Source organism: Antarctobacter sp. (assembly GCF_034670325.1).
Lineage (GTDB): Bacteria > Pseudomonadota > Alphaproteobacteria > Rhodobacterales > Rhodobacteraceae > Antarctobacter.
On the sequence record NZ_JAXMNR010000011.1, the window covers coordinates 13,773 to 38,633 of the forward strand.

Annotated in this window: 25 protein-coding genes and 1 tRNA gene; 16 read left to right on the forward strand and 10 right to left on the reverse strand. The window is 60.9% G+C overall.

Annotated features, from left to right (window positions below; translation table 11 throughout):
* Positions 1–29 precede the first annotated feature (29 nt).
* Both VOI21_RS21490 and VOI21_RS21495 read left to right on the forward strand, forming a co-directional pair.
* Positions 30–1,070 carry an ABC transporter substrate-binding protein gene (locus tag VOI21_RS21490; RefSeq protein ID WP_323772014.1) on the forward strand — a complete coding sequence of 347 codons (1,041 nt, stop codon included), beginning with the start codon at positions 30–32 and terminating at the stop codon, positions 1,068–1,070.
* On the forward strand, positions 1,067–2,755 hold the full coding sequence (locus tag VOI21_RS21495) for an ABC transporter permease subunit (RefSeq protein WP_323772015.1): 1,689 nt from the start codon (positions 1,067–1,069) through the stop codon (positions 2,753–2,755). Before VOI21_RS21490 ends, VOI21_RS21495 begins: the two co-directional genes overlap by 4 nt.
* A 17-nt stretch (positions 2,756–2,772) precedes the next feature.
* Here the strand turns inward: VOI21_RS21495 and VOI21_RS21500 are convergent, their stop codons facing one another.
* Positions 2,773–3,660 carry a LysR family transcriptional regulator gene (locus VOI21_RS21500; RefSeq protein WP_323772016.1) on the reverse strand — a complete coding sequence of 296 codons (888 nt, stop codon included), beginning with the start codon at positions 3,658–3,660 and terminating at the stop codon, positions 2,773–2,775.
* Between the two features lie 113 nt (positions 3,661–3,773).
* Here VOI21_RS21500 and VOI21_RS21505 point away from each other — a divergent pair, with 113 nt between their 5' ends.
* The 4 genes from VOI21_RS21505 to VOI21_RS21520 all read left to right on the forward strand — a co-directional run bounded on the left by VOI21_RS21505 (position 3,774) and on the right by VOI21_RS21520 (position 6,526).
* Positions 3,774–4,199: a cupin domain-containing protein gene (locus VOI21_RS21505; protein WP_323772017.1), complete on the forward strand. Its 426-nt coding sequence runs from the start codon at positions 3,774–3,776 to the stop codon at positions 4,197–4,199.
* Positions 4,200–4,284: 85 nt separating this feature from the next.
* Entirely contained in the window at positions 4,285–4,992 is a 708-nt protein-coding gene (locus VOI21_RS21510) for an isochorismatase family cysteine hydrolase (protein ID WP_323772018.1), read from the forward strand.
* A complete protein-coding gene (gene hpxZ, locus VOI21_RS21515) occupies positions 4,989–5,378 on the forward strand; it encodes an oxalurate catabolism protein HpxZ (protein WP_323772019.1) in 390 nt (129 codons plus the stop codon). Before VOI21_RS21510 ends, hpxZ begins: the two co-directional genes overlap by 4 nt.
* Positions 5,378–6,526: an amidase gene (locus VOI21_RS21520; RefSeq protein WP_323772020.1), complete on the forward strand. Its 1,149-nt coding sequence runs from the start codon at positions 5,378–5,380 to the stop codon at positions 6,524–6,526. The genes hpxZ and VOI21_RS21520 overlap by 1 nt, the downstream gene beginning before the upstream one ends.
* Positions 6,527–7,188: 662 nt before the next feature.
* Here VOI21_RS21520 and VOI21_RS21525 read toward each other — a convergent pair.
* Positions 7,189–7,273, reverse strand: a tRNA-Leu gene (locus tag VOI21_RS21525).
* Between the two features lie 148 nt (positions 7,274–7,421).
* Between VOI21_RS21525 and VOI21_RS21530 the strand changes: the two genes are divergently transcribed.
* A complete protein-coding gene (locus VOI21_RS21530; RefSeq protein WP_323772021.1) occupies positions 7,422–7,919 on the forward strand; it encodes a Hint domain-containing protein in 498 nt (165 codons plus the stop codon).
* Positions 7,920–7,926: 7 nt separating this feature from the next.
* Here VOI21_RS21530 and VOI21_RS21535 read toward each other — a convergent pair whose 3' ends face one another.
* Positions 7,927–9,519 (reverse strand): NAD(P)H-hydrate dehydratase, encoded by a 1,593-nt coding sequence (locus VOI21_RS21535; protein WP_323772022.1) that lies wholly within the window; start codon positions 9,517–9,519, stop codon positions 7,927–7,929.
* A gap of 171 nt (positions 9,520–9,690) precedes the next feature.
* Here VOI21_RS21535 and VOI21_RS21540 point away from each other — a divergent pair, with 171 nt between their 5' ends.
* The 5 genes from VOI21_RS21540 to VOI21_RS21560 all read left to right on the forward strand — a co-directional run bounded on the left by VOI21_RS21540 (position 9,691) and on the right by VOI21_RS21560 (position 13,877).
* Positions 9,691–10,029, forward strand: coding sequence for a P-II family nitrogen regulator (locus VOI21_RS21540; protein WP_323772023.1), 339 nt, complete (start codon positions 9,691–9,693; stop codon positions 10,027–10,029).
* Between the two features lie 87 nt (positions 10,030–10,116).
* Positions 10,117–11,520 (forward strand): type I glutamate--ammonia ligase, encoded by a 1,404-nt coding sequence (gene glnA / locus VOI21_RS21545; RefSeq protein ID WP_323772024.1) that lies wholly within the window; start codon positions 10,117–10,119, stop codon positions 11,518–11,520.
* A gap of 189 nt (positions 11,521–11,709) precedes the next feature.
* A complete protein-coding gene (locus VOI21_RS21550) occupies positions 11,710–12,180 on the forward strand; it encodes a hypothetical protein (protein ID WP_323772025.1) in 471 nt (156 codons plus the stop codon).
* A 111-nt stretch (positions 12,181–12,291) separates the two neighbouring features.
* Positions 12,292–13,092, forward strand: a complete 801-nt coding sequence (locus VOI21_RS21555; RefSeq protein WP_323772026.1) for a lytic murein transglycosylase — start codon at positions 12,292–12,294, stop codon at positions 13,090–13,092.
* A gap of 119 nt (positions 13,093–13,211) precedes the next feature.
* Positions 13,212–13,877 (forward strand): hypothetical protein, encoded by a 666-nt coding sequence (locus VOI21_RS21560; RefSeq protein WP_323772027.1) that lies wholly within the window; start codon positions 13,212–13,214, stop codon positions 13,875–13,877.
* Here VOI21_RS21560 and VOI21_RS21565 read toward each other — a convergent pair.
* Entirely contained in the window at positions 13,858–14,598 is a 741-nt protein-coding gene (locus VOI21_RS21565; RefSeq protein WP_323772028.1) for a DUF3445 domain-containing protein, read from the reverse strand. The genes VOI21_RS21560 and VOI21_RS21565 overlap by 20 nt on opposite strands.
* Before the next feature lie 166 nt (positions 14,599–14,764).
* On the opposite strand from VOI21_RS21565, the gene dddP reads away from it, so the two are divergent.
* Positions 14,765–16,105 (forward strand): dimethylsulfonioproprionate lyase DddP, encoded by a 1,341-nt coding sequence (gene dddP / locus VOI21_RS21570; protein WP_323772029.1) that lies wholly within the window; start codon positions 14,765–14,767, stop codon positions 16,103–16,105.
* A gap of 39 nt (positions 16,106–16,144) precedes the next feature.
* On the opposite strand, the gene VOI21_RS21575 is transcribed toward dddP, so the two are convergent.
* Positions 16,145–16,711, reverse strand: coding sequence for an NUDIX hydrolase (locus VOI21_RS21575; protein WP_323772030.1), 567 nt, complete (start codon positions 16,709–16,711; stop codon positions 16,145–16,147).
* On the reverse strand, positions 16,701–17,570 hold the full coding sequence (locus VOI21_RS21580; protein WP_323772031.1) for an endonuclease/exonuclease/phosphatase family protein: 870 nt from the start codon (positions 17,568–17,570) through the stop codon (positions 16,701–16,703). The genes VOI21_RS21575 and VOI21_RS21580 overlap by 11 nt, the downstream gene beginning before the upstream one ends.
* Positions 17,571–17,676: 106 nt before the next feature.
* On the opposite strand from VOI21_RS21580, the gene VOI21_RS21585 reads away from it, so the two are divergent.
* A complete protein-coding gene (locus tag VOI21_RS21585; RefSeq protein ID WP_323772032.1) occupies positions 17,677–18,888 on the forward strand; it encodes a bifunctional alpha/beta hydrolase/OsmC family protein in 1,212 nt (403 codons plus the stop codon).
* Positions 18,889–18,994: 106 nt separating this feature from the next.
* On the opposite strand, the gene VOI21_RS21590 is transcribed toward VOI21_RS21585, so the two are convergent.
* Entirely contained in the window at positions 18,995–19,600 is a 606-nt protein-coding gene (locus tag VOI21_RS21590; protein WP_323772033.1) for a biotin transporter BioY, read from the reverse strand.
* A 238-nt stretch (positions 19,601–19,838) separates the two neighbouring features.
* On the opposite strand from VOI21_RS21590, the gene VOI21_RS21595 reads away from it, so the two are divergent.
* Positions 19,839–20,273, forward strand: coding sequence for a hypothetical protein (locus VOI21_RS21595; protein ID WP_323772034.1), 435 nt, complete (start codon positions 19,839–19,841; stop codon positions 20,271–20,273).
* Between the two features lie 8 nt (positions 20,274–20,281).
* Here the strand turns inward: VOI21_RS21595 and VOI21_RS21600 are convergent, their stop codons facing one another.
* Positions 20,282–20,581, reverse strand: a complete 300-nt coding sequence (locus VOI21_RS21600; RefSeq protein ID WP_323772035.1) for a hypothetical protein — start codon at positions 20,579–20,581, stop codon at positions 20,282–20,284.
* A 303-nt stretch (positions 20,582–20,884) separates the two neighbouring features.
* Between VOI21_RS21600 and VOI21_RS21605 the strand changes: the two genes are divergently transcribed.
* The gene (locus tag VOI21_RS21605; RefSeq protein ID WP_323772036.1) at positions 20,885–21,388 is read left to right on the forward strand and encodes a DUF6985 domain-containing protein; all 504 of its coding nucleotides are present in this window, start codon (positions 20,885–20,887) and stop codon (positions 21,386–21,388) included.
* Positions 21,389–21,570: 182 nt separating this feature from the next.
* Here the strand turns inward: VOI21_RS21605 and VOI21_RS21610 are convergent, their stop codons facing one another.
* Both VOI21_RS21610 and VOI21_RS21615 read right to left on the reverse strand, forming a co-directional pair.
* Entirely contained in the window at positions 21,571–23,004 is a 1,434-nt protein-coding gene (locus tag VOI21_RS21610) for an NAD(P)(+) transhydrogenase (Re/Si-specific) subunit beta (protein ID WP_323772037.1), read from the reverse strand.
* A 13-nt stretch (positions 23,005–23,017) separates the two neighbouring features.
* Positions 23,018–24,589 carry a Re/Si-specific NAD(P)(+) transhydrogenase subunit alpha gene (locus VOI21_RS21615; protein ID WP_323772038.1) on the reverse strand — a complete coding sequence of 524 codons (1,572 nt, stop codon included), beginning with the start codon at positions 24,587–24,589 and terminating at the stop codon, positions 23,018–23,020.
* Between the last annotated feature and the right edge of the window lie 272 nt (positions 24,590–24,861).

The following is a 24,861-nucleotide window of genomic DNA, read 5'->3' on the forward strand; positions in this document are numbered from 1 at the left end:
ACCCTCCCCAACCAACAGGAGCCAATCAAATGGCAATGAATCGCAGAAAGTTTACAGGCCTACTGGCCGCGGGCCTCGCGGCCCCCGCGTCAATCATTCGCCCCGCTTATGCCCAACCCAAACCGGGCGACGAACTGGTCGTCGGCATCTGGGGCGGCGCGCAGGAAAAGATCGTCAAGAAACACATCGAGCCCAAGCTGGTCGAGAAATACGGCTGTAAGGTCTCTTATGTGCTTGGCGGCACCGGAGAGCGTCGCGCGCGCGCCTACGCCGAACGCGGTCGGCCCAGCTTTGATGTGCTGTATCTGAACATTTACGAAAGCCGTCAGGCTGTCGCCGATGGCGTGACCCAGCCTGCAAGCCCGGCAGTGCCGAACTACGAGAACCTCTACCCGCTGGCCCGCAAGGGTGGCTACGGGGTGGCCTTCAACCCCTGCACCATCGTCTACGACAAGACTGCCGCTTCTGCGCCGATCACCTCTTGGAAAGACATGTGGAACCCGGAATGGAAAGGCCGGATTGCATGGCCGAACGGGCTTGGGGCCGAGGGCATCTCTGCGTTGATGATGACCGCCAAGGCTTGGGGTTACGGCATCGACGAATTCGACAAGGTGGTCGAGAAGGTCAAGGAACTCAAACCCTTCGCAGGCATTCAAGGCAGCCAAGCACAGTTGTTTGACATGCTGGACCAGAACGTCGCCGACCTGTCGGTCGAGTTTGCCTCCTTCACACGCATGTACGCCGAAAGCCGCAACCCAAATTGCGCGATTGCGACCCCGGTCGAAGGTCAGGCCGTGACCATGAACGTGGCCTGCATCACCGAAGGCACCCGCAACCAGAAACTGGCCGAAGAGTGGGTCAACCTGCACCTCAGCCCAGAGACCATGCTCGCCTACGCGAATGAGATCTACTACTCGCCCACGGTCAAAAACGTCGAGATCCCGCCCGAGCTAGAAGGCAAGGTCATTACCGCCGGGAACGTCGACAGCCTTGTCGATTTTGACTGGGATTACATCAACGCACATCGCGCCGAGTGGCAGGCGAAATACGACCGGGAGATCGCTGGATGAAACGTTGGATCGGTCCGGTTCTGTCCTTTCCAGTAACCGCTTGGCTTCTTCTGGCTTTTGCCGCGCCAATGGCTGTGGTCGTGCTGCTGTCACTGCACGAATACCCCAGCCCCTTCGGTCCGGTGATCCAGAATCCGTCACTGGTACAATTCATCAAGATCCTGACCGATCCATTCTATCTTTCAGTGATTGCCGAAACAGTGCTGCTTGGCCTTGCTGTCACAGTCATTTCGGCGTTGCTGGGATATCCCTTGGCCTATTGGCTGGCGCGCATGCCATCAAAGTGGCGTGCGCTGTCCTTCGCGGTGATCCTGATCCCGCTGTTGACCAACGTGGTTGTCCGGTCGTTGGGGATCATGTTGCTTTTGTCTCCGCTGGGGCTCATCAACACATTCACGGGCTGGTTCGGCATTCCCCCGGTCGAAACCATGCTGTTCAACCACGGGGCCGTCGTCGTCGCGCTGGCGCAGGTTTTCATGCCCTTCATGGTGTTGGCGCTTTATGACAACCTTCAGAATACCTCCCCCCGCATTCACGAGGCCGCCGAAAGCCTTGGTGCCTCGCCGGGGATGCGGTTTCTGACCGTAGATTTCCCGATGTCGCTGCCCGGACTGCGATCAGGTGTCATCGTGGTCTTTCTGATGGCGACCACATCTTATGTCTCTGCCACTCTGCTGGGCGGCGGCAAGGTCTGGACGATGGGGATGCTGGTCCTGAATGAGGCGATCAGCAACCTGAACGCCACCATGGCCTCTGCCTTGTCCCTTGTTATGACGACAGTCGGGCTGGGCTTTGTCGGCTTGGCCACGCTTTGGCTCAATCGTTTCATGCGCTGGCGCAACGGCGTGCCCTCCTCTCCGTGGACCATCCCTTTCTGGGTTGCTGTCATCGTTGATCGTGTGGGACCGCCGTTTCGCTACCTGCTGCTGTTCTGCTCAATCGGTTTGCTGATCCTGCCACTGATCTTGGTCATGGTACAAAGCTTCAACGACGTACCGCTTGCCACGGCGGCCGGGTTCAAGGGCTTTACGCTGGAATGGTATCGCCGCGTCCTGATCGAGGGCGACTACACCGCGAACTTCATGATTTCGGTCAAGTTGGCCATCGTCTCAGTGGCCATTGCAGTCGCTCTGGCCATGCCGGCGGCCTTTGCACTGGCCCGGTATCCCTTTCGCATGCGCCCGATCCTGATGGCCTTTTGGATGTTGCCGCTCTCGTTGCCGGGCGTGGCCATCGCAGTGGGCATGCTAAAACTGTTGCAGGTCTACCTGATCATCCCACCCTTCGCCGGTTTGGTGGCGATCCACGTCGTCGTAATCCTGCCCTTTGTGATCACCCTGCTGACCACGTCGGCCATGTCCCTTGACCGCTCACTGGAAGAGGCCGCGGCGAGCCTTGGTGCCAACAAAATGCGCTGCTTCCTGCTGGTGACCCTGCCCGGCATGGCCCCGGGCCTGTTCGCGGCGGCGCTTGTCGGCTTTCTGATGAGTTTCGGCGAAGTGACCGTGACCAGCTTCTTGACCACAGCTCGACTGACCACATTGCCGGTCAGGATCTACTCCGAAGCGACCTTTGCGCTGGAACCCACGGCCCATGCGATCTCTGCCCTTTTGATCGTCGTCACAACTCTGGCCTTGGCGCTTTTGGGCAAATTCGTCCGGCTTGACCGGCTGTATTCGAGGTGACTCCGATGCACTGTCTGTCACGCCAACGCGGTTCGGAAATGCTCGGCCAATACGCTGCCCAATGCGGTGGGATTTCTTTCCGGGCCAAGCAAGGTAAGCCTTTGGGTTTCTCGGGCGAACTCCTCGACCGGAACAAAGGCCAATTGGCCTGCGGCCACCTCTGTCTCGATATCGAAGGGCGTCAGGAAGGTGATGCAGCCTCCCAAACGGGTCAGGTGGCGCATCAACTCGATCGAATTCGTCTCGATCAAATCGCTGGGTCGGCCACCGGACCGGGCAAAGAGCTTTTCGAGATGCGGACGGATCACCATGCTCGAATCCGCCACCACCATGGTGTAGTCGGCACAATCCGCCAGCCGCACGCTGGACCGTCCTGCAAGCGGATGGTCCGGTGTCACAACCACGCCCAGATTGACCATCGCGACGGCCAACTGGCGCACGTTCGCGCGCGGCGGAAAGTCGAAACCGATGGCAAGGTCGGCGTTCCCTTCGGCAACCGCTGCAATCATCTCGTCCGGGTCCGTCATCAATTGCAGTCGCACGGCCACATTTGGGTTGGCCTTGCGGAACTGCATGACGACGCGCGGCACGATGTTGGAAGCAAGTCCACTCATCAGGACAACCGACACCTCGCCCCGACGCAGCCCCTTGAGATCCTCGATCAAGGCAAGGTTCCGATCCAGTTCACGCAGGGTTTCTCTGATGTGAACCAACAGGATCTCACCAGCAGCGGTCAGGGTCAGCGACCGGGGCGCCCGATTGAAGATCGGTATCCCAAGGTCATCCTCCAAGGATTTGATCTGTCGCGAAATCGCCGAGGCCGCCACGTTCAGCTTTTCCGCCGCGCCCCGGATCGACCCCTGCCGCGCGACCTCATCGACGTAGGTCAAAATCCTGGCATGCATGTTCCACTCCGTTGCCGCTCAGTCATTCGAAAACCGGTTTCGAATGCCATTATTGGCACGCCTCCCCAAAACTCACCATCCCGCAATTCCACGCACTGACAAAGGGTCCCCAGATGATGAAATCCTTTTCCCACGAACAGGTCGCCAAAGCCGAAGCGTGGAAGATCGCCCCACAAGACACGAACTATTTCGTAATGCTCTTTGACCCCGCCAACGCGCCGACCGAGAACATCTACGTCGTCGAAATCTTCACCACCGGGGGCGCAACACCGCCGAACAGTCATTCGAAAGCGCATGAGTTTTTTTATGTGATCTCGGGTGAAGGCTATGCCTCTTCCGACGGCGACCGGCTGCCGATTTCCAAAGGCGATGCCCTGTTGTTGAACCCCGGCTCTGTGCACATTGTCGAAAACACGGGTGAGGGAAAACTCTACACCCTGACGGTCATGACCCCGAACCAGGACTTTTCTGAATTGATCCGCGCGGGTGAGCGGGTCGAGCTGGACGAAGAGGACCTGCGCGTCCTGACCGGTGCCTGAAATGAAAGGACTTTCTCCCGACACGCTTCTTCCTCTTGGCGCGACTTCGCGGAACGCGTGGCATGTCAGCAAATCGAACGTCGACATGACCCGCACCCCGCCCCCTGTGCGGCCCATCACACTGCGCGACCGGGACCGCTCGGTCACGATTGATCTTTCGCGCACGGCGATCATCGTGATCGACATGCAAAACGACTTTTGCCACCCGGAGGGCTGGCTGGCCCATATCGGGGTGGATGTCGGCCCGGCAAGAGAGATGATCGCGCCGCTGCAAAACTTGCTGCCCGGTCTCAGGAAACAAGACGTTCCGGTGATCTGGCTCAACTGGGGCAACCGGCCCGACCGTATGAATCTGCCGCCCTCGGTCCTGCATGTCTACGATCCCGATGGCCGTTCAACCGGTATCGGCAAGCCTCTCCCATCGAACGGCGCGCATGTGCTGGAAGAAGGCAGTTGGGCCGCCGCCGTGGTGGACGAATTGAAACCGGAGCCAAATGACATCGCCGTTTCAAAGTACCGGATGTCTGGCTTTCAGGACACCGAACTGGACAGCATCCTACGCAATCTCAACGTCACCACGATCTTGTTCGCGGGCGTGAACGCCGACCAATGCGTGCTGTGCACTCTGCAGGACGCCAACTTCCTCGGCTACGACGTCATCATGCTGGAGGATTGTTCGGGGACCACCTCGCCCGACTACTGCATGGCGGCGACGCTGTACAACGTGCGGCAGTGTTTCGGATTTGTCGGAGACGGCAAAGACATCTTGAACGCGATCGGAGACAGCGCATGACCGTGACGCTCAACGACCCCAAGGCGCTGGCCGAATTGACCGCCGCATGTGACGCCTACGAAAAGGCCCTGATGGAGAACGATCTTGAAGTTCTGGACGGTCTGTTCTGGGACAACCCGAACACCCTACGCTACGGGGTCGGCGAAAACCTCTATGGGATCGAAGAAATCCAGGCCTTTCGCAAAGGACGCACTGGCGGCTCACCCCAACGCGACGTGATCCGCCGAGAGATCACGACCTTGGGACCGGACGTCGGCATCTGCAATCTGCAGTTCCAGCGCGCAGGCTCTAACCGGAAAGGGCGTCAAAGCCAGACCTGGATCAGGACAGCGGAAGGATGGCGCGTCGTCGCGGCCCATGTCTCACTCATGCAGGACGGGTCGTGATGAACTTCAGCGCTGCCCCTTTCGTCTCTTTGTTCAAGCCGCCACTCACCGGTGGCACGGGACCACTGAGCGGCCTGCGGGTTGCGGTGAAGGACAATTTCGACATTGCTGGCCATGTCACCGGTTGCGGCAACCCAGAATGGGCACAGTCACATCCGAAAGCCACATCCACAGCCCTGCTGGTCACACGCCTGTTGGATCTCGGGGCTGAGGCGGTTGGCAAGACCCAGATGGATGAACTCGCCTACTCGTTGATGGGGCAAAACGCGCGCTATGGTACGCCAGTCAACCCCGTCACCCCTGACCGGATGCCCGGCGGATCATCTTCGGGGTCTGCCGTAGCCGTCGCCTCCGGCGCGGTCGAGATCGGTCTGGGGACGGACACAGGCGGGTCCGTCCGCCTACCTGCTGCGTTTTGTGGCACATTCGGTTGGCGGCCAACCCACGGATTGTTGCCAGCCGACGGATTGGTGCCACTGGCGCAAAGCTATGACGTCCCCGGCTTCATGACCCGCGATGCCCAAACGCTTGCCCTGTTGGCGGAACAGTTTGCATCAGATACCCCTTTGCTCGACAAGGACGTGCTCTATCCCGGCGATCTTTGGCGACTTGCGGACACAGAAACCACATCAGCCCTTTTGCCGCGGGGGCATGCCCCCGGACCCGACCTGATAACCGACGCGATGCGCGATCTTCTGCTGCCAACGTTTCGGATCTGTCAGGGCGCGGAAGTGGCCGATAACTTTCGCGACTGGATTGCCGAAACACAGCCAGACTTTGGCCCAGGTATTCTACAACGCTTTGAAGGGGCGCTTGCTTTGAGCAATGACGAGATCGCTCTGGCTCGGCAAAATCGGGCTCAGATCCGCGCGCATCTGACCAACGTAATCAGTGACAAAAAGGTAATCGCCCTACCAACGGCACCGGGTCCGGCCCCCTTCCTCACGGTCGATGGGGCCACAATGGAAACCTACCGCAATCGCGCCTTGACGCTGTTGTCACTCGCTGGACATGCTGGACTGCCCCAAGTCAGCATCCCCATGTGGCAAGAGCCGGGCCTGCCCGTCGGCCTGTCCCTGATAGGACCACCGAACAGCGACCGCGCGCTCATCAAAATGGCTTCACAACTGCATGCAGACCGACGCTAGGATAAATTTCAAATTCGAGGTCTAAGACCCCGCTCGGTCTCCTACCTTCTTCATTCACGGCCATGATACATCAGCCTCTATCCAAGCGTCTGCAAATCGATCGGACTTGCGTCCCACGCAGTGGGCCCAAAGCCCCTCCAGCCAGCGCATCTCCGCCACGGACTACACCAGCCGATCTTCTGGCGGCTCTTGGCATAGCCGTCCCACCGTCGAGCAAATTATTTGACGGTTGGTCATCCCTACCGACACTTACATAGCAAGGTTCGTTGCGCAGCCCTGCGTCAAACTTCAATCGTCGGGTGTAGAGCAAAAGTGCCAGCTGATCCGCAGCCATTACGTAACCTGTCGGCGCTGTCGGCTACCCTTGCTCCGATCACCGTTCTGCGACCCGAGCCACTGCCGGTAGCAGCGCGACAACATCTGGCAACAGCTTGCACGCCGGCCTGCAATCCCCGCCTAGAAAAATGCGTGGCTCCGTCCAGCCGATGACGCGCCGCAAGTGTTTCGGGACAACAGCCGCGCATACCGACGCCCAGAGCGGTCGACCACATGCCTCACTTGGGATGCCAATCCGAAGACCCAGACCGTCACCGAAGGTGCAACCGCATAACCGGCATACGCCACGCCCTGCAAGGACTTCCTTCGCCTACGACAGCTTAGAATGGTGCGGGTGGAGGGACTTGAACCCCCACGCCTTGCGGCGCCAGAACCTAAATCTGGTGCGTCTACCAATTTCGCCACACCCGCTTCGACGCGCTCAATACCAAAGCGACTCAGACGATGCGAGCAGAATTTTCCCTGAGTCTTCAGAAGAAAATTCCGGGACATAAACGCATTCTTGCCGTATCTTGTGAAAAAAAAGAACGATCAGGCAGCAGATACAGGACAAGAAACGATGGCCCGGAACATGGTCCGGCGTGGCAGTGGCATTCCCACGGCCCGACACGTCGCTCACGATGCGCCGTTCAACGCGCTCCCCATTGGCACGCTTGTGCTGACTCTTGACGGCGCTTTGCCGGTGGAATTTCTCGGTCCCGGCGACCGCGTGATCACCCGCGACAGCGGCACTGCGCGGTTGCGCGCATCAAATCCGGTGACGCGGCAGCTATCTGCCGTCACCATCGCCCCCGGCACTTTGGGTCATATGCGTCCCGAACATGAGGTCACCCTGCCATCGGCGCAGGAAATCCTGCTGCGCGACTGGCGCGCCAGCGCGCTGTTCGGGGCGCAACAGGCGCTTGTTCCACTGTCCAGACTGGTGGACGGCACGTTTATCCGCAACGCGGGCGACGTTGAACTTTGTCTCTGCCAACTCGTCTTCGACGATCCACACATCCTGTACGCGGACGGTCTGGAACTCGCCTCTGCCGTAGCACAACACGTCCCGTCCTGAGCGCGGACTACAGGCCCATCTCTCGGAACACCTGAGGCAGCGTTTCGGGCAGGTCTTCGGCGATCAGGCCCGGCCCAAAGGCGCGCGCCGCATCGACATGCAACCATGCGCCCGTTTCGGCAGCCTGCATCGCGGACATCCCACGCGCCAACAGGCCACAAACGATCCCTGCCAGAACATCCCCCGAACCGGCCGTGGCCAACCACGGCGCGGCGCGGTCATAGGCGGCCGCATTGATGCAGCATTGGCCATCTGGCGCGGCAATCACCGTGTCCGGCCCTTTGAAAAGCACGACACAGCCTGCCCTTGCGGCCGCGTCACGGGTGGCATCAACCTTGGAATAGGCAGGCCCGGTTTCGGGCGTGGCGGCCAGCTTTTCCGAGATATCTGGGAAAAGGCGCGCGAATTCACCGCCATGTGGTGTGAGAACACAGGTCTCATGCAGCAAATCGAACAGCACCGAAGGGTCGCGTTGAAACCGCGTCAGAGCGTCAGCATCCAGCACCGTGCCGCGCCCTGACGCCAAGGCCGTTTTCACCAGCTCCCCGGTCGATGGCCCCAATCCCAGCCCCGGCCCCAAACACAGCGCCGTATAGCGTTTATCCTCCAGCAGTTCGGCCAGACCGTGAGTGCCGTCCAGCCCCTGCACCATGATCGCATTCAGATGAACCGCGTGTTCATGCACGGCCCGCATCGGGCAACCAACTGTCACCAGACCCGCGCCCACGCGCAGCGCCCCACGCGCAGCCAGCCGAGCCGCGCCGCCTTTGCCCGGCGGTCCCGACAGGATCAGCGCGTGACCGTGGCCGTATTTGTGCCTCTTCCCGTCTTTTCGCAGCAACGAAGGATGCGCAGGCCCGACCAGCGCGGCCGTTTCTTGCCGCTGGGTCTGCGGATCTTTGTCTTTCGGCGTAACAAGACCGATGTCCTTGATCACCAGCTTACCGCAGGCCGATGGCCCCTCGTCCAGATAGTGCCCCGGTTTGGCGGTGTGGAACGTTACAGTCAGATGCGCGCTGGCCGCGAACCGCCAATGATCGTCCGCGTGGGGAAAGCAGCGCCCCGAGTCGGCACAGATGCCACTGGGGATGTCGATTGCCACGATGGCGGGTCGACCGCTGGGACGGCCTGCCTCGACAGCATTGCGATCGACCATATCCCCCATGTTCCAGAACAATTCGGCCAAGGGCAGTAGACCTCGCGTCAGCCCGGTGCCGAACAGCGCATCCACCAACAGGTCACAATCCCGGCTTTCGCCAATCGCAAACGCGTCCAGAGGACGCACCGACGCCCCCCAGAGGGCGCAATTGGTCTTGGCATCGGGCGGCAGTTTGTCGGAATCGCCGAAAAGGAACACTTCGACCTGCCAACCGCGCTCTTTCAACAGGCGGGCCACGACAAATCCATCGCCGCCGTTGTTGCCCGGTCCGCACAGAACCACCGCCCGGTGCCCGCCCTTCCCCAGATCTGGCCATTCCTCCAGAACCGCCGCGACCACGCCCTGCCCGGCGCGTTCCATCAGGTCCAGTCCGGTCACTTGGCCACTCTGGATGGCTGCCTGTTCAACCGCGCGCATCTGTTCAGAGGTCAGAAGTTCCATCGTTTTTCTCGCGATTCAGTTTCGCACTTATTTTGTGCGTTATGCCCAAAATTAGGGCGACCACTACAAATCGCCACGTCCAACACACGTCTCGGCAGTCTATCGGATTGTGACAGGGAAAGAGAAGTGATCTGCCAAGTCCACAAGGAGCGCAAGGGAGAGGCGAGGTCTATGAAAAAGATCGAAGCGATCATCAAGCCGTTCAAGCTGGATGAAGTGAAAGAAGCCCTGCAAGAAGCAGGCATTCAGGGCCTTTCGGTCGTCGAGGTGAAGGGCTTTGGCCGTCAGAAAGGCCATACCGAACTGTATCGCGGCGCGGAATACGTCGTCGACTTCCTGCCCAAAGTGAAGATCGAGATCGTTCTGGATGACGATCAGGTCGATGCTGCCATCGAGGCCATTGTAGAGGCCGCCAAAACCGACAAGATTGGTGACGGCAAGATCTTTGTCAGCAATGTCGAACAAGCCATCCGTATCCGTACCGGCGAAACCGGCTCGGACGCGCTGTAATCCGCACGTCACGCGCGGCACAACAGATGGGCCGTGCGAAGTCCAAACAAGATATCCCAACAATATGACAGAAAGGGACTCACTGGTATGAGCAACGCTGTTCTCACCATGATTAAGGAAGAGGACGTCGCCTACGTCGACATCCGTTTTACCGATCCGCGCGGCAGATTGCAGCACGTGACCGTCATGTCCGACCTCGTCGACGAAGACTTCCTTGAAGAAGGCTTTATGTTCGACGGGTCCTCCATCGCGGGCTGGAAGTCGATCGAAGCATCGGACATGAAACTGATGCCCGATCAGGATAGCGCCTATATCGATCCGTTTTACGCGGAAAAAACGCTCTGCATCCACTGTTCGGTGGTTGAGCCCGACACTGGCGAACCCTATGAGCGCGACCCGCGCGGCACCGCCGAAAAGGCAGAGGCCTATCTCAAGGCCTCCGGCATCGGCGACGTGTCCTACTGGGGTCCCGAAGCGGAATTCTTCCTCTTTGACGACGTGCGCTATTCGAACACCATGAACAAGGTGTCCTACGAGGTCGACGCACTTGACGCCGCGTGGAACTCGGACACCGAGTACGAGATGGGCAACACCGGCCACCGTCCCGGCATCAAGGGCGGCTATTTCCCGGTCAACCCGACCGACGACGGTCAGGACATCCGTTCGGAAATGCTGTCGACGATGAAGCGCATCGGCATGAAGGTCGACAAGCACCACCATGAGGTTGCGTCGTGCCAGCACGAGCTGGGTCTGATCTTTGGATCGCTGACCAAGCAGGCCGATGAACTGCAAAAGTACAAGTACATCATCCACAACGTGGCTCAGGCCTATGGCAAGTCGGCGACCTTTATGCCCAAGCCGATCTACGGCGACAACGGCACCGGCATGCACTGCAACATGTCGATCTGGAAAGACGGCAAGCCGCTGTTCGCAGGCGACAAATACGCCGATCTGTCGGATGAGGCACTGTATTTCATTGGCGGCATCCTCAAGCACGCCAAGACGCTGAACGCCTTCACCAACCCGTCGACGAACAGCTACAAGCGCCTGATCCCCGGCTTCGAAGCCCCCGTTCTGCGCGCCTATTCGGCCAGCAACCGGTCGGGCTGCGTGCGTATTCCGTGGACCGAGTCGCCCAAGGCCAAGCGCGTCGAGGCCCGCTTCCCCGATCCGTCGGCAAACCCCTACCTGTGCTTTGCGGCGCTGCTGATGGCTGGTCTGGACGGCATCCAGAACAAGATCCATCCCGGTGAGGCGATGGACAAGAACCTGTACGATCTGCCGCCGGAAGAGCTGGAAGGCATCCCGACCGTCTGTGGCTCGCTGCGCGAAGCCATCGACTGCCTGAAGGCCGACCACGACTTCCTGCTCAAGGGCGACGTGTTCACCAAGGACCAGATCCAGGGATTCATCGACCTCAAGATGGAAGAAATCGAACTGTACGAGCACACGCCGCACCCGGTCGAGTTCGGCATGTACTACAGCTGCTGATCGTTCCGCGATCACTGGCAGAACGGGCGCCTTCGGGCGCCCGTTTTTTTTGTCGGCACGCTCTGAAGTTCATCGGTTTGCCGCGATCCTGCCCCGAAATTGTCCCAACCTGCGCAGACACTGGCGCGAAAGAGCGAAAGACACCTCTGGCAGCCCAAGGATCTGCCCGACATCCGAGGAAGACATGTCATGGACAACAGCTTTGAAGAGCGCCTTGCACGGATCAATGCCAAGTCCGCTGGTAACGGCGGCAACGACTCCCCGGACCTTTCCCCGCGGCCGACGACACAGCCGCGCCGCCCGAGTGGCACCAATCCGGTAAAACTGCTTCTGCTGTCCTTTGTCGGCGGTTTGGTGGTGATCGGCGGTGTGACTTTTGCCCTCCCGCGTATCCTCAGCAGCGAGCCGGTCGCGGTCTTTTCCGAGGCGCGCGAAAAAGGCGCACCGATGACCGAAGCCCTGTTCTTTGCCCAATACAGCAAAGAGGACATCGAGGCATTGACCGACCCCGACCCGATGAAACGGATGGAGGCGGAACGCCGCCTATTCACGTCAGACCTCCGCGATGACCCCATGATCAAGGCCGGCATTGCCCGCCATATCAAGGAAAACGGCCTCGACCTGACCGTAGAAGACGTCTTGCGGATGAACGGTCTCTGACGTCAAACGGTCCCGGTCGCGCGATGAGCGGTCAGCACCGGGCTTCCCCCTTTCGCCGATCCGCACAGGCCGCTAAACTTTCGGTCAAGCAATCCTGACCGGAGATCCCTGATGCGCCGCCTTTTTCCCGCCCTCGCCCTTGCCCTTCTGACCGCTGCCCCCGCGCTTGCCGCCGGTTGCGGCAATACCGCCTCGGGTTTCGATGCCTGGAAAGGCGAATTCGCCAAGGAGGCCCGCGCCGCCGGCGTCGGCGACCGCGGTATCAATGCGTTGATGAGCGCGCGCTATTCAACCAAGACCATCAATGCCGACCGCAACCAGAAGGGCGTAAAGTACAGCTTTGATCGCTTTGTGAAAATCCGCCTTGGATCGCTCGACAGCTTTGCCAATGGCGCGCGCAAACGGATCGCCCAGAACCAAGGATTCTACAGTTCTCTTGAAAAGCGGTACGGCGTGCCCGCCGGGATCATCGTCTCCATTCACGGTATGGAAACCGGCTATGGCCGCAGCATGGGGACAGAACCAGTGATCAACTCGATCCTGACGGTCGCCTATGACTGCCGCCGCCCGCAACTGTTCCGCCCGCACGCCATTGCGGCGCTCAAGATGGTGGATCGCGGGATGCTGTCTCCGACCCAGAAGGGTGCCTTTCACGGTGAGCTGGGTCATACCCAGTTCCTTCCGGGCAACGCGATGCGCTACGGCGTCGATGCCAATGGCGACGGGCGGGTGGACTTCTACAATCAGGCCGATGCGCTGGCCTCGACCGCGAATTTCCTGCGCCAGAAAGGCTGGAAAAAGGGTCAACCCTACGGCCCCGGCACCCATAACTTTGGCGTGCTGAATGAATGGAACGCCGCGACCGTCTATCAGCAGGCCATCGCCGCAGCAGCCGAACGCATCCACCGCTGATCCAAATCCGGAAACAAAGAGCCTGAAATCGCGTAATTTTCTCTAAAATGCCCGATTGCGACCAGATTTGACACGCAACTTCTCCTTGAGCGGATCCGACTCCGCACAAGGAGAACAGCATGAGTTTCGACTATCCCTATGCAGGATTGATTCTGCCGGATGCGCAGGACATGTCCCCCGATCCCTACCTTGACACGGCCGCGCATGTGCTGGTCCGGATTGACCCGCGCGAAGACCCCGAGGCCGCGACCCAGCGCAATGGCACCCGCGTGTTTGGCCGCCATCTTGGCATATCTGTAATCGCCGAGGAACAAAGCGACTATGGCCCCCGCGTGGTGCTGGAGGTCGTGACCGCCGATGGCACGCCGCCCGATGAGACCGACGCCGCGCGGTTGTTGTCCGACACGGTGCGCGATGCGCTGGACCATTCCAGCGCAGATATTCTGGAGTGGTACTCCCCCGATGTCCTGATCGACCGTGAGGACTTTATCCGGCTGCGCAAGTTCGTCTCTCCCCGACGCATCGGTCAGATCGACGCCAACATCGAAGATGCGTTGTTCGAAAGCGCCGAAGCCGCACAGGGCATCTTTGGGTCGCTCTACCCTGAGGGTGCGCATCCAATCGACGCTGAAACACGGGCCGCTTTGCCACCAGAGACATTGCCAACCCGTGGCGGTTTTTTCGGCGTGCGCCGTGCCGGGCAGGTTGCCGCCGTGACATGCCTCTTGGCCGTCCTCACCTCCACCGGGCAAATGCAGATATTGTTCAGCCAGTTTCTGCCGTGACGGTGGTGCCCTGCACCACATAGGTGTGGATTGAAAACACCACCGCCTGTGTCTCTGGCAGCCGGACCAGACATTGCCGCTCCGATCGCCAGTATGGCGCGCTACGCGGATCTACCTCGGCACGTCGTTCGGATAAGTAGCGGGGTTGATGCAACTCAGCCGAGGCATAAGGAAAGGCATTGAACCGCCACAGCGGGTGGCCCGCCCGCACCCCGTCAAACAGCCGCTGCACCCGGCGCGCGATATCGTCGTCATAGCTGTCGACCGGATCGTGGATCGCGGTCATCGGACGCATGAATTTCTCGTCCAGCCGCCAACTTGCCGGGAAACATAGCACAGCGCCGGTCAGAACATGTTCGGCCCCGCGCTTTTCCATCAGGCACAGATCCTCTTGCACGATGCGCCCCAAGGTGCCCAACGGGTCCTTGTCGTCGCGCGCCACAGTCGTCCCGTCCGGACAAAGCACCGCCCTTTCTGTGACGGTGAACCCCTCTGGCAGGCTCGACAGAACGCGTTCTGACAACTCCCAAGCGGCTGGAAGGGCCTGCGTATCCAGCGCCAGAACCGCGTCGCGCCGGGTGTCCAGCAGGTGCCGACGTCTGGCCATTTGCGCCCCATAGGCCTCATATACCTGCAACCAGTCTTCCGGGTTCAGTGGCTTGATCCCCGGCAGTTTTGGGGTCTGGCGAATGTCGTAGGGAATACGGTCCTGCAAAATCATCCGCGGACCGTAGCCCGATTGCCGGGCGCCTGGAATCCCCCATTTCGCCATCCCACCGCCCCGCGCCACCGTCAAAAAACGACGCCCTTAACGGTCGCAAAGCGGCGCGCCGGGGGCCGCCCGCCCCGGCAGGCTGGGCGGCAAGTCACCCTCGGAGCGCCAGACGATGAACACTCACTTCCGCGATACCCGCAAGATTGACCCCACGCGCGGCGCGTTGACCGGCGACAATACCCCCAATGACATGGACCGGATCGAAATTGGCCCCACCCGTCTGGCCCTGAACGAATGGGCGGCGGCGGGACTGGAACAGCCCGATCTGCAAGCGATGCGCCGCTATCGCTGGCAGCGGCTGACAGAACACGTCGTTGCCCGCGATCTGGCCGGTCTGCTGGTCTTTGACCCACTTAACATCCGCTACGCCACCGATTCGACCAATATGCAGCTGTGGAACACCCACAATCCGTTCCGCGCCGTGCTGGTCTGTGCGGATGGCTATATGGTGATCTGGGACTACAAGAACGCGCCGTTCCTGTCGTCGTTCAACCCGCTGGTGCGAGAGGCGCGGTCCGGCGCGGACCTGTTCTATTTCGACCGGGGCGACAAGGTGGATGTGGCCGCTGATGTCTTTGCCAATGAGGTGCGCATCCTGCTGGAGGAACACGCCCCCAGCAACACACGCCTCGCCGTGGACAAGCCGATGCTGCATGGGTTGCGCGCGCTGGAGGCGCAGGGGTTGACCGTTCTGCCCGGTGAGGAGGTCACTGAAAAGGCGCGCTCTGTCAAAGGCCCCGATGAGATCAAGGCCATGCGCTGCGCGGTCAACGCCTGCGAGGCGGCGATGTATGAAATGGAGCGGTTCACGCGGACAAACGTGCCGCTGGGCGAGGTGTCCGAGAATGACATCTGGGCCGTCCTGCACGCCGAGAATATCCGCCGTGGCGGCGAGTGGATCGAGACGCGGCTGCTGACCTCGGGGCCGCGCACCAACCCTTGGTTTCAGGAAAGTGGGCCGCGCATCGTTCAGAACAACGAGATCGTCGCCTTTGATACCGATCTGGTCGGCAGCTATGGCATCTGCGTCGACATCTCACGCACTTGGTGGGTGGGCGATCAGGCCCCGCGCCCGGACATGATCGACGCGATGCGGCACGGGGTCGACCACATCATGACCAATATGGAGATGCTCCGGCCGGGGGTGAATATTCAGGACCTCTCGCGCAACACCCATGTTTTGCGGCCCGAGTTTCAACGGCTCAAATATGGCTGCCTGATGCACGGGGTGGGGCTGTGCGATGAGTGGCCGCTGGTGGCCTATCCGGACAAGATGGTCGAGGGGGCCTTTGACTATGAACTGGAGCCGGGCATGACCTTATGTGTCGAGGTTCTGGTCTCTCCCGACGGGGGCGATTTCTCGATCAAGCTGGAGGAGCAGGTGGTCATCACCGAGGATGGATTTGAGAACCTGATCAGCTACCCGTTTGATCCCCGGCTGATGGGAGATTGAGGGCTGTCCACATGTGGCGGGTTTTCGCCCCCAGCGATATCAACAGGTTACAGAGGCGTTTTTACCTGTCGTTAACCAACCCGACGCCAGCAGGCGGGCCATGCGCGACACCGATTCCGACGCGGTGAACCGCGCGAGCTCGGCCAAGGGCACCCATTTCAGGGCGTGCGATTCCGCCGTTACCGCAATCTCGCCCGCCTCGGCCTGCATCAGGAACCGCACGTCATAGTGCAGGTGCGCGGGCTCTGCCCCGCGCGCCGGAATCTGGTGGATGTCGACGTCAAACACCGCGTCCGAGAGCAGGCGAATGCGCGCCAGCCCGCTTTCCTCATAAGCCTCTTTTAAGGCCACAAACCGCGCGTCGGCGATGCCGTCACAATGCCCGCCCAGTTGCAGCCAGCGGTCCAGCTTGGCGTGGTGGGTCAGCAGCACCGACGCCCCGTCCGGTGACAGCACAAAGGCAGAGCCGGTCACATGGCCGCCGATATGCGGATCGCGGGAAAAGGCCCCCTGCCCGTGACGGGCGCAAAAGGCCGCCAGCCGGGCCCATTCTGCCGCGTCGCGTGCATCGCGCGCCGTAAATTGGCCAACGCCGTCAATCCGCATCCAAGCGCACCTTTGCCAGCACACCCGCATGGTCGGACCCCAGCAACGGGCGCACCGAGACCTTGCCACCGCCGGGCGCATAGGCCTGATCAAGAGGCAGCGGAATGGACAGCGGTCCTCCCAGCGGGTGCAGCCAGTAGGTCGGCGACAACGGTCCCGCACGCTGAACACCGGTGGCGCGGACCAGCCGCCGCACATCACTGCCCCAGGGCATCATGTTGAAATCCCCCGCCATCACGATGGGCCCTTGCAGCTGCGCAACCATCTGTTCCAGCCGTTCCGCCTGCGGGCGCTGGTTGTACGGCCAAGGCCAAAAAAGGTGCACCGACAGAACCCAGACCGGCCCCTGCGGCAGTGCGACCTGCACTCCGGCAAAGCCGCGCCCGTTTGAGCACATTTCGCTGCTCTGCACGACGGGGTGCCGCGACAGCACAGCGACGCTCCACGCGTTGGATTCACACAGATGCTGGTGCGGATAGACGGGGCGCAGGATGTTCAGCACCTGGCGGTTGTGCACAGTCAACTCCTGCAAGGTCACAACGTCCGGGGCATGTGCAAGGATGTCGGCGGCCAGAACATCGAGCTCGCGGTTCCCGTACCAGAGGTTTTTCTGATAGATCGTGACATCGCCAGCGGCGGGCTCTTGCCACTTCAGCCCGCCGACCTGCCCCACCGCCATCAAGCACATTCCGGCCAACGGCCAGCGCAGGTGGCGCGGCCAGTCGGTCCAGATCACCGCCAGAGCCGCCAGTACAAGCAAAGGCACCCGGATCACCGCCAGCGAGTCGCCGGCGGGGTGGATCGGTCCCGCCCATGTGGCCAACGCCAACAGGCACAGGATCGCTGCAACACTCTTCACCAGCCTGTCCCGGAAGCTCACCATGGCGTGACGGCCCTGTCACTTTGGTTGTACCCGCGCCAACCCCAGCCCATTGTTTGATCCAACCGCATTATCAGGACTCCACATGCCTACCGAACGCATCAGTTTTCCCGGCCATGCCGGGGACAAGCTGGCGGCCCGGCTTGATCTGCCGGACAGCCCGCCCATCGCCACTGCCCTCTTTGCCCATTGTTTCACCTGCGGCAAGGACATAGCCGCCGCACGGCGCATCGCTCAGCGGCTCTCCGCCATGGGAATCGCCGTTTTACGGTTTGATTTCACCGGGCTGGGGCATTCCTGCGGCGAGTTCGCCAACACCACGTTCCGGTCGAACGTCGGCGATCTGGAGGCGGCGGCGGCCTATCTGGACAGCCGCGGCATGGCGCCCGACCTGCTGATCGGGCATTCGCTGGGCGGGGCGGCGGTGTTACGCGCCGCGCCGCACATCGCCTCGGCGCGGGCCGTCGTCACCATCGGTGCGCCGTTCGATCCCGGCCATGTCACCCACAACTTTGCCGACGCGCTGGACAAGATCACCACCGACGGCAAGGCGCAGGTCGATCTGGGCGGGCGACCGTTCACCATCGGGCGCGATTTTGTCGAGGACGTGCAGGCGCAGGAACTGGAACCGATCATCGGCGCTATGAAAAAGGCGCTGCTGGTGCTGCACGCCCCGCGCGACGCGGTGGTCGATATCTCGAACGCCACGCGGATCTTTACTGCCGCCAAACATCCCAAAAGCTTTGTCACGCTGGACGATGCCGACCACCTGATCAGCGCCCCCGAAGACGCGGAATATGTGGCCGAGGTGATTGCCGCATGGGCAGACCGCTATCTGGACCTGCCCGCCCCGGCCCCGCCCATCGGCGCGCCAGAGGGGGTTGTGCGGGTGACAGAGGCGGCCCCTGACGGGTTTTTGCAGGACATCCAGAACGGGCCGCACCATCACGCGCTGGCGGATGAACCGGCGGCCTATGGCGGCAGCAACAAAGGCATGTCGCCTTATGGGTTTGTGGCGGCGGGTTTGGGGGCCTGCACCTCTATGACGATCCGCATGTATGCCCGGCGCAAGGGCTGGCCCCTTACGGGGATCAGCGTGGATGTCACCCATGACAAGGTGCATGCGCAGGATGCGGGCACCTCTGCCACGACGCGGATCGACCGGTTCTTGCGGCGCATCACGCTGGAGGGCGATCTGACCGAGGATCAGCGCGCCCGGCTGATGGAGATCGCCGACAAGTGCCCGGTGCACAAGACGCTGGAACAGGGGGCGAAAATCGAGACCGAACTGGCCTGACAAGGCCTGAGCGGGTCGCATGAAAAAGGCCGGGCGATCTGCCCGGCCTTTTCTGTAGTGTCATCATTGCCGTCCGTAGGCCGGGCGTTCTGCCCGGCACCACAGGTTAGCCGCGCGCGCGGCCCACCAGTTTCCATGCCAGCGGCAGGATCACGGCGGCCAGCGCCAGCTTGATGCCGTCGGCGACCAGGAAAGGTGTCAGGCCCCACTGCAGGATCGGCTTGTCCCATCCGTACAGCATGCCCAGCCAGATCAGGCCCGGCACATAGATCAGCACGTTGCCGACCAGCATCGCGCCCGCCATCTTGGGGGCAGAGCGATCCCAGCCCGCGCGCGCCAGCACACCCAGCGCCAGCACCGCCAGCACGTAGCCGACCAGATAGCCGCCGGTGCCGCCCATCATGTAGGAAATGCCGTTCAGATCGGCGGTCGAGTTCTGGAAGATGTCAAAGCCCAACATGCCGACGATCATGTAGCCGAGGATCGTCGCCAGCCCCAGCTTGGGTCCGTAGGCCGCGCCAATGGTCAGAACAGCAAAGGTGCCCATGCTGATCATCACCGGCGTACCGGGCACAGGTGCCTTGATCTTGGCGGCCACGGCCAGGGCCAGAATGCCCAGCACAACCAGCGCCACCTGTTTCAGGCGCAGGGCAGCACCCTCATTGGCGCCAAAAGTCTCAACCAGCACATTGCGGTTCAAAGTGAGGTTCATGGGGTCCCCCTTTCTCTATTCTTGCGTCCAGATGGTTGTGCCCCAAGGTCAGATGCACCGCAAGAGCGCAAGCAGATCGCGCCGCATCAAATTTGCAAAGTTGAGGTTTGCACCTGAATAAACGCTGCTGGTGAGGCAGAAGGCCTGTTTTTCCCCACTCAGAATTTGTCACTTTTGTAGACCAATCAACAGGGTTCGGCCTAGATATCCTTCTGAACCGGCTAGGGGGGATGTTTTTGTGCATGTTGCAGTTGGTATTATTTCGAATGGCGATCTGGTTTTTCTTCGCTTCAGCGGACGGCAATCCGTTCGCAAGACACTGAACGGGTTAGAGGCGATGCGCGCCCTGCCCGACTATCGTCCCGGGCTGCCGGAACTGGTCGATCTGTCGGGCGTCACCGAAACCGATATGGATTTCCACGGGATGCGCCGGATCTCGCACGAGGTCGGCTCACAAGGGATCAGCGCAATCCGAAAGAAGATGATCGCGGTCTATGCGCCGCAGGACACCCTGTTTGGCATGGCCCGCATGTTTGCCACCCTGACCGAACTGCATCAGGGCAACGTGCGCGCCGCGGCGTTCCGCACCGAGGTCGATTCGTTGGCTTGGCTGGGTCGGACCGAAACCCGGTTTATCGACATCCCCGGTTTTACCTTCGTCGGTCAGGACTGACCAGAGGCCTACAGCGGGCCGAGGCGTCCAAGCAAACCGGGCATCTGGCGCAACACATCCAACGCCATGTCAGCGCTGCGCAGGCTGATCGCGGCCAAGGGGTGATCCCAGTCCTGTTCGTGGACGGCGTAGATGCGGTATTCGCCCGCCGCGTCGTTTGCGTGATAGCCGAATTCGACGACAATCCCGCGCTTGACGTATTGCGCCAGATCCTCGGCCAGAGCGGCGGTCTCCATCGGTTCCAGCGGTTTGACGACCTGCCAGCCTGCGCCACGGAACACCGAATTGATCTGTAACGCCAGTTGCATGGTCTCTCCCTCTTGCTGACCCAACCTAGAAAGCGCGTCGCCAATGGGCGAGACCCTGATTGTCTTGGCAGCGGACCTCCGGCGAAAACCCGCCGCAGGCGGGGTCAGGGGTCAGGAAAAAGGGGGGCCACAGCACCAAAACCTTATCGAAACCCTGTCAGATGTCGCGCGCCGCAGGCGCGGTCAATACCCGAACAAAGGATGCTGTAACCGCAACGTGGCGGACCCTGCAAATCTTGCCTATGCCTCCATCTGCTACCCGACTAGTTGTGAACCGATCAGATCGTTCAAACGGGACGCAATATGGAATTTTCCTTCAACCGGTTTTTTTGGCAGTCAAAGATCAACCTGCCCGCATGGTCGGAGTTCACTGGGGCACGCCCCACTGTTCTGACATTTGCACCCGAAGGCAGAGATAATGCCCCATTAAGCGCGGAGGAATTGGCGCTCGTGCAATGGGTTTCGGACAATTATGCCATGCAGACACCGATCATTCTGGCGGCCATCTTTGAGGCCTATCCCAAGTTTCGGCGTCAATTTTTTGAAGACCATGACATTGAGGAAAACGAGGAAGACTTGCCGCTTGTAACGTCGGCGGAGGGTCTGGCGCGGGTTATGGTGCTCACAGACGTGTTTGTGCCCCAAATTTCGAAGGATAGCGTTCCCTACGTCGGGTACCAATTCTCATGTGAGTGGGACAAGGAACATGGCCTTGGGGTCTTGATGCATGGCAGTCGACTTGTCGAGATTGGCGGCGCTGACACGGCGTTCACGCTTTGGATCGCGAAGGGTGATCGGGACACCTGATAGCGGCCTCCTACAAGACCCTCTTTCCAGTGGTTCCCTCGCAAGCCGTCAGAGGGGCCGATGGATCATCGAATTGTCCCGGTGGCGCGCCCACGGGACCAACGCGAAACGGCCCTTCATCCAACAAAAAGGGCCCCGCGAAAACGCGGGGCCCCGATAGTGCGGGCATAATTCTAACCCGTTTACGAGATGCGGTTGAGCAACTCACCCAGCGAGGCCTTGGCGTCGCCGTAGAACATCCGCGTGTTGTCCTTGTAGAACAGCGGGTTCTCGATGCCGGAATAGCCGGTGCCCTGCCCGCGCTTGGACACGAACACCTGCTTGGCCTTCCAGCATTCCAGAACCGGCATCCCCGCGATGGGGCTGTTCGGATCTTCTTGGGCTGCCGGGTTCACGATGTCGTTCGATCCGATGACGATGGCCACATCGGTATCCGGGAAGTCCTCATTGATCTCGTCCATTTCCAGAACGATGTCATAAGGCACCTTTGCCTCAGCCAAGAGCACGTTCATGTGCCCCGGCAGACGGCCCGCGACGGGGTGGATGGCGAAACGCACCTCTTTGCCCTTGGCCCGAAGGCGGCGGGTCAGTTCGGCGACGTTCTGCTGCGCCTGTGCGACGGCCATCCCGTAGCCCGGAATGATAATGACGCTGTCCGCCTCATCCAGCGCCTGCGCCACGCCGTCGGCGTCGATGGCGATCTGTTCGCCCTCGACCTCCATCGCCGGACCAGAGGTGCCGCCAAAGCCGCCAAGGATCACGCTGACAAACGACCGGTTCATCGCCTTACACATGATGTAGGACAGGATGGCACCAGACGAACCAACCAACGCACCGACCACGATCAGCAGATCGTTGCCAAGGCTGAAGCCAATCGCCGCCGCCGCCCAGCCCGAGTAGCTGTTGAGCATCGAGACAACCACCGGCATGTCGGCGCCGCCGATGCCCATGATCAGGTGATAGCCGATGAACAGCGCCGCCACGGTCATCAGGAACAGCGGGAAGAAGCCGCCGGTGCCCATGTACCAGAACAGGCACAGCACCGAGATCGCCGCCGCTGTCGCGTTCAGCATGTGACCGCCGGGCAGTTTTTCCGCCTTGGACGTCAGCTTGCCCGCCAGTTTGCCAAAGGCCACAACCGACCCGGTAAAGGTCACGGCACCGATGAAGATGCCAAGGAACAGCTCAACCCGCAGGATGCTTTGTTCGACGCCGTCTTTCTTGGCGATCAGGGCGGCAAACCCTTCCAGCGATTTGCGCGCGGTCTCGTCCATGGCCATGACGCGGCCCAGTTCGATATGCGCGTTCAGGCCGACAAAGACCGCCGCCAGACCAACAAGGCTGTGCATCGCCGCCACAAGTTGCGGCATCTCGGTCATCTCGACCTTTTTGGCGACATACCAGCCGATACCGCCGCCCGCCGCGATCAGGATGATCGACAGCAGCCACAGGCCAGAGCCCGGCCCGATGAGCGTGGCAAAGACCGCAAGGCCCATGCCGACAATGCCGTACCAGACAGCGCGCTTAGCGCTTTCCTGGCCCGAAAGTCCCCCCAGCGACAGGATGAAGAGGACAGCAGCGACCACATAGGCCGCGGTGGTGAATCCGAAATCCATGATCCCCTACCCCTTAAGATTTCTGGAACATGGCAAGCATGCGCCGCGTGACGAGGAACCCGCCAAAGATGTTGATGCCCGCCATGAAGACCGACAGGGCCGCCAGCAGGATCACAAGGAACGACCCCGATCCGATCTGCATAAGCGCGCCCAAGATGATGATCGACGAGATGGCGTTGGTGATCGCCATCAGCGGCGTGTGCAGCGAGTGCGACACGTTCCAGATGACTTGGAAGCCGATAAAGACCGACAGCACAAACACGATGAAGTGCTGCATGAAGCTGGCCGGAGCGACCAGACCCACCGCCAGCAGCAGACCGCCACCGATGGCCAGCAGGGTCACCTGTTGCTTGGTCTGCGCCTTGAAAGCGGCGACTTCGTTTGCGCGCTTTTCTTCGGCGGTCAGTTCCTTGACCTTTTCCTTTGGCTTGGCCGCGATGGCCTGCACCTTGGGCGGTGGCGGCGGGAAGGTGATCTCACCCTGATGGGTGACGGTTGCGCCGCGGATCACGTCGTCTTCCATGTTGTGATTGATCTTGCCGTCCTTGTCGGGCGTCAGATCGGTCAGCATGTGACGGATGTTGGTGGCGTAAAGCGTCGACGACTGCGTCGCCATCCGGCTGGGGAAGTCGGTGTAGCCGATGATGGTCACGCCATTGTCGGTCACCACCTTTTCGTCCATCACGGTGCCTTCGACGTTGCCGCCCTTTTCGGCGGCGAGGTCGATGATGACCGATCCCGGTTTCATCGCCTTGACCATGTCCTCCAGCCACAGCTTGGGGGCCGGGCGGTTGGGGATCAGGGCGGTGGTGATGACGATGTCGATGTCGGGGGCCAGTTCGCGGAACTTCTTCAGCTGCGCTTCGCGGAACTCGGGGCTGGAGACGGCGGCATAGCCGCCGGTGGCCGCGCCGTCCTGCTGTTGTTCCTCGAAATCGAGGTAAACAAACTCCGCGCCCATGCTTTCGACCTGTTCGGCCACTTCGGGACGCACGTCAAAGGCATAGGTGATCGCGCCGAGGCTGGTCGAGGTGCCGATCGCGGCAAGACCCGCCACACCTGCGCCAACGACCAGAACCTTGGCCGGGGGCACCTTGCCCGCCGCCGTGATCTGGCCGGTAAAGAAACGGCCAAAGTTGTTGCCCGCCTCGATGACCGCGCGGTAACCCGCGATATTGGCCATCGACGACAGCGCGTCCATCTTTTGCGCGCGGGAAATCCGCGGCACCATTTCCATGGCGATGACGGATGCGCCCTGTTCCTTGGCCTTGTTCAGGCCCTCTTCGTTCCCGCCGGGGTTGAAGAAGGTGATCAGCGTCTTGTCCGCCGTCAGGTAATCCAGCTCTGCCAGCGTGGGAATGCGCACCTTGGCGATGATGTCGGCCCCGGCCCACAGCGCATCCGCGCCATCGACCACGTCGACACCGGCGTCCCGGTAAGTCTCATCCGAAAAGCCGGCTTTGGACCCGGCCCCAGATTCGATCATGCAGTCATAACCCAGCTTTTGAAGCTGGCGGGCCGAATCCGGGGTCATCGCAACGCGATTCTCTCCGGATTCAACCTCTCTTGGCGTCCCTATCTTCACGGTAATCCCCTTTGTTCTCAGGTACTCCTACGCCCCTGATGAGGCGTTAATTCGCATTTCGCCGCACGAATGCGGCCCTGCAGCGACAAGCAGCGCGCGTTGTAAAACACACCCGGGCCAAAAGTTAAACCCGCGCATCTATTCTTGCGCTTCAAGAGTGCTGACTGAAACAATGTTGCGCACAAATTTCAATCCCAGCCCGTCAGCTTGTCCAGTTTCCTTGTTTTCTCAGGCAGTTGAAAGCGGTTTCGGCAGCAATCCTGACGTTTCCA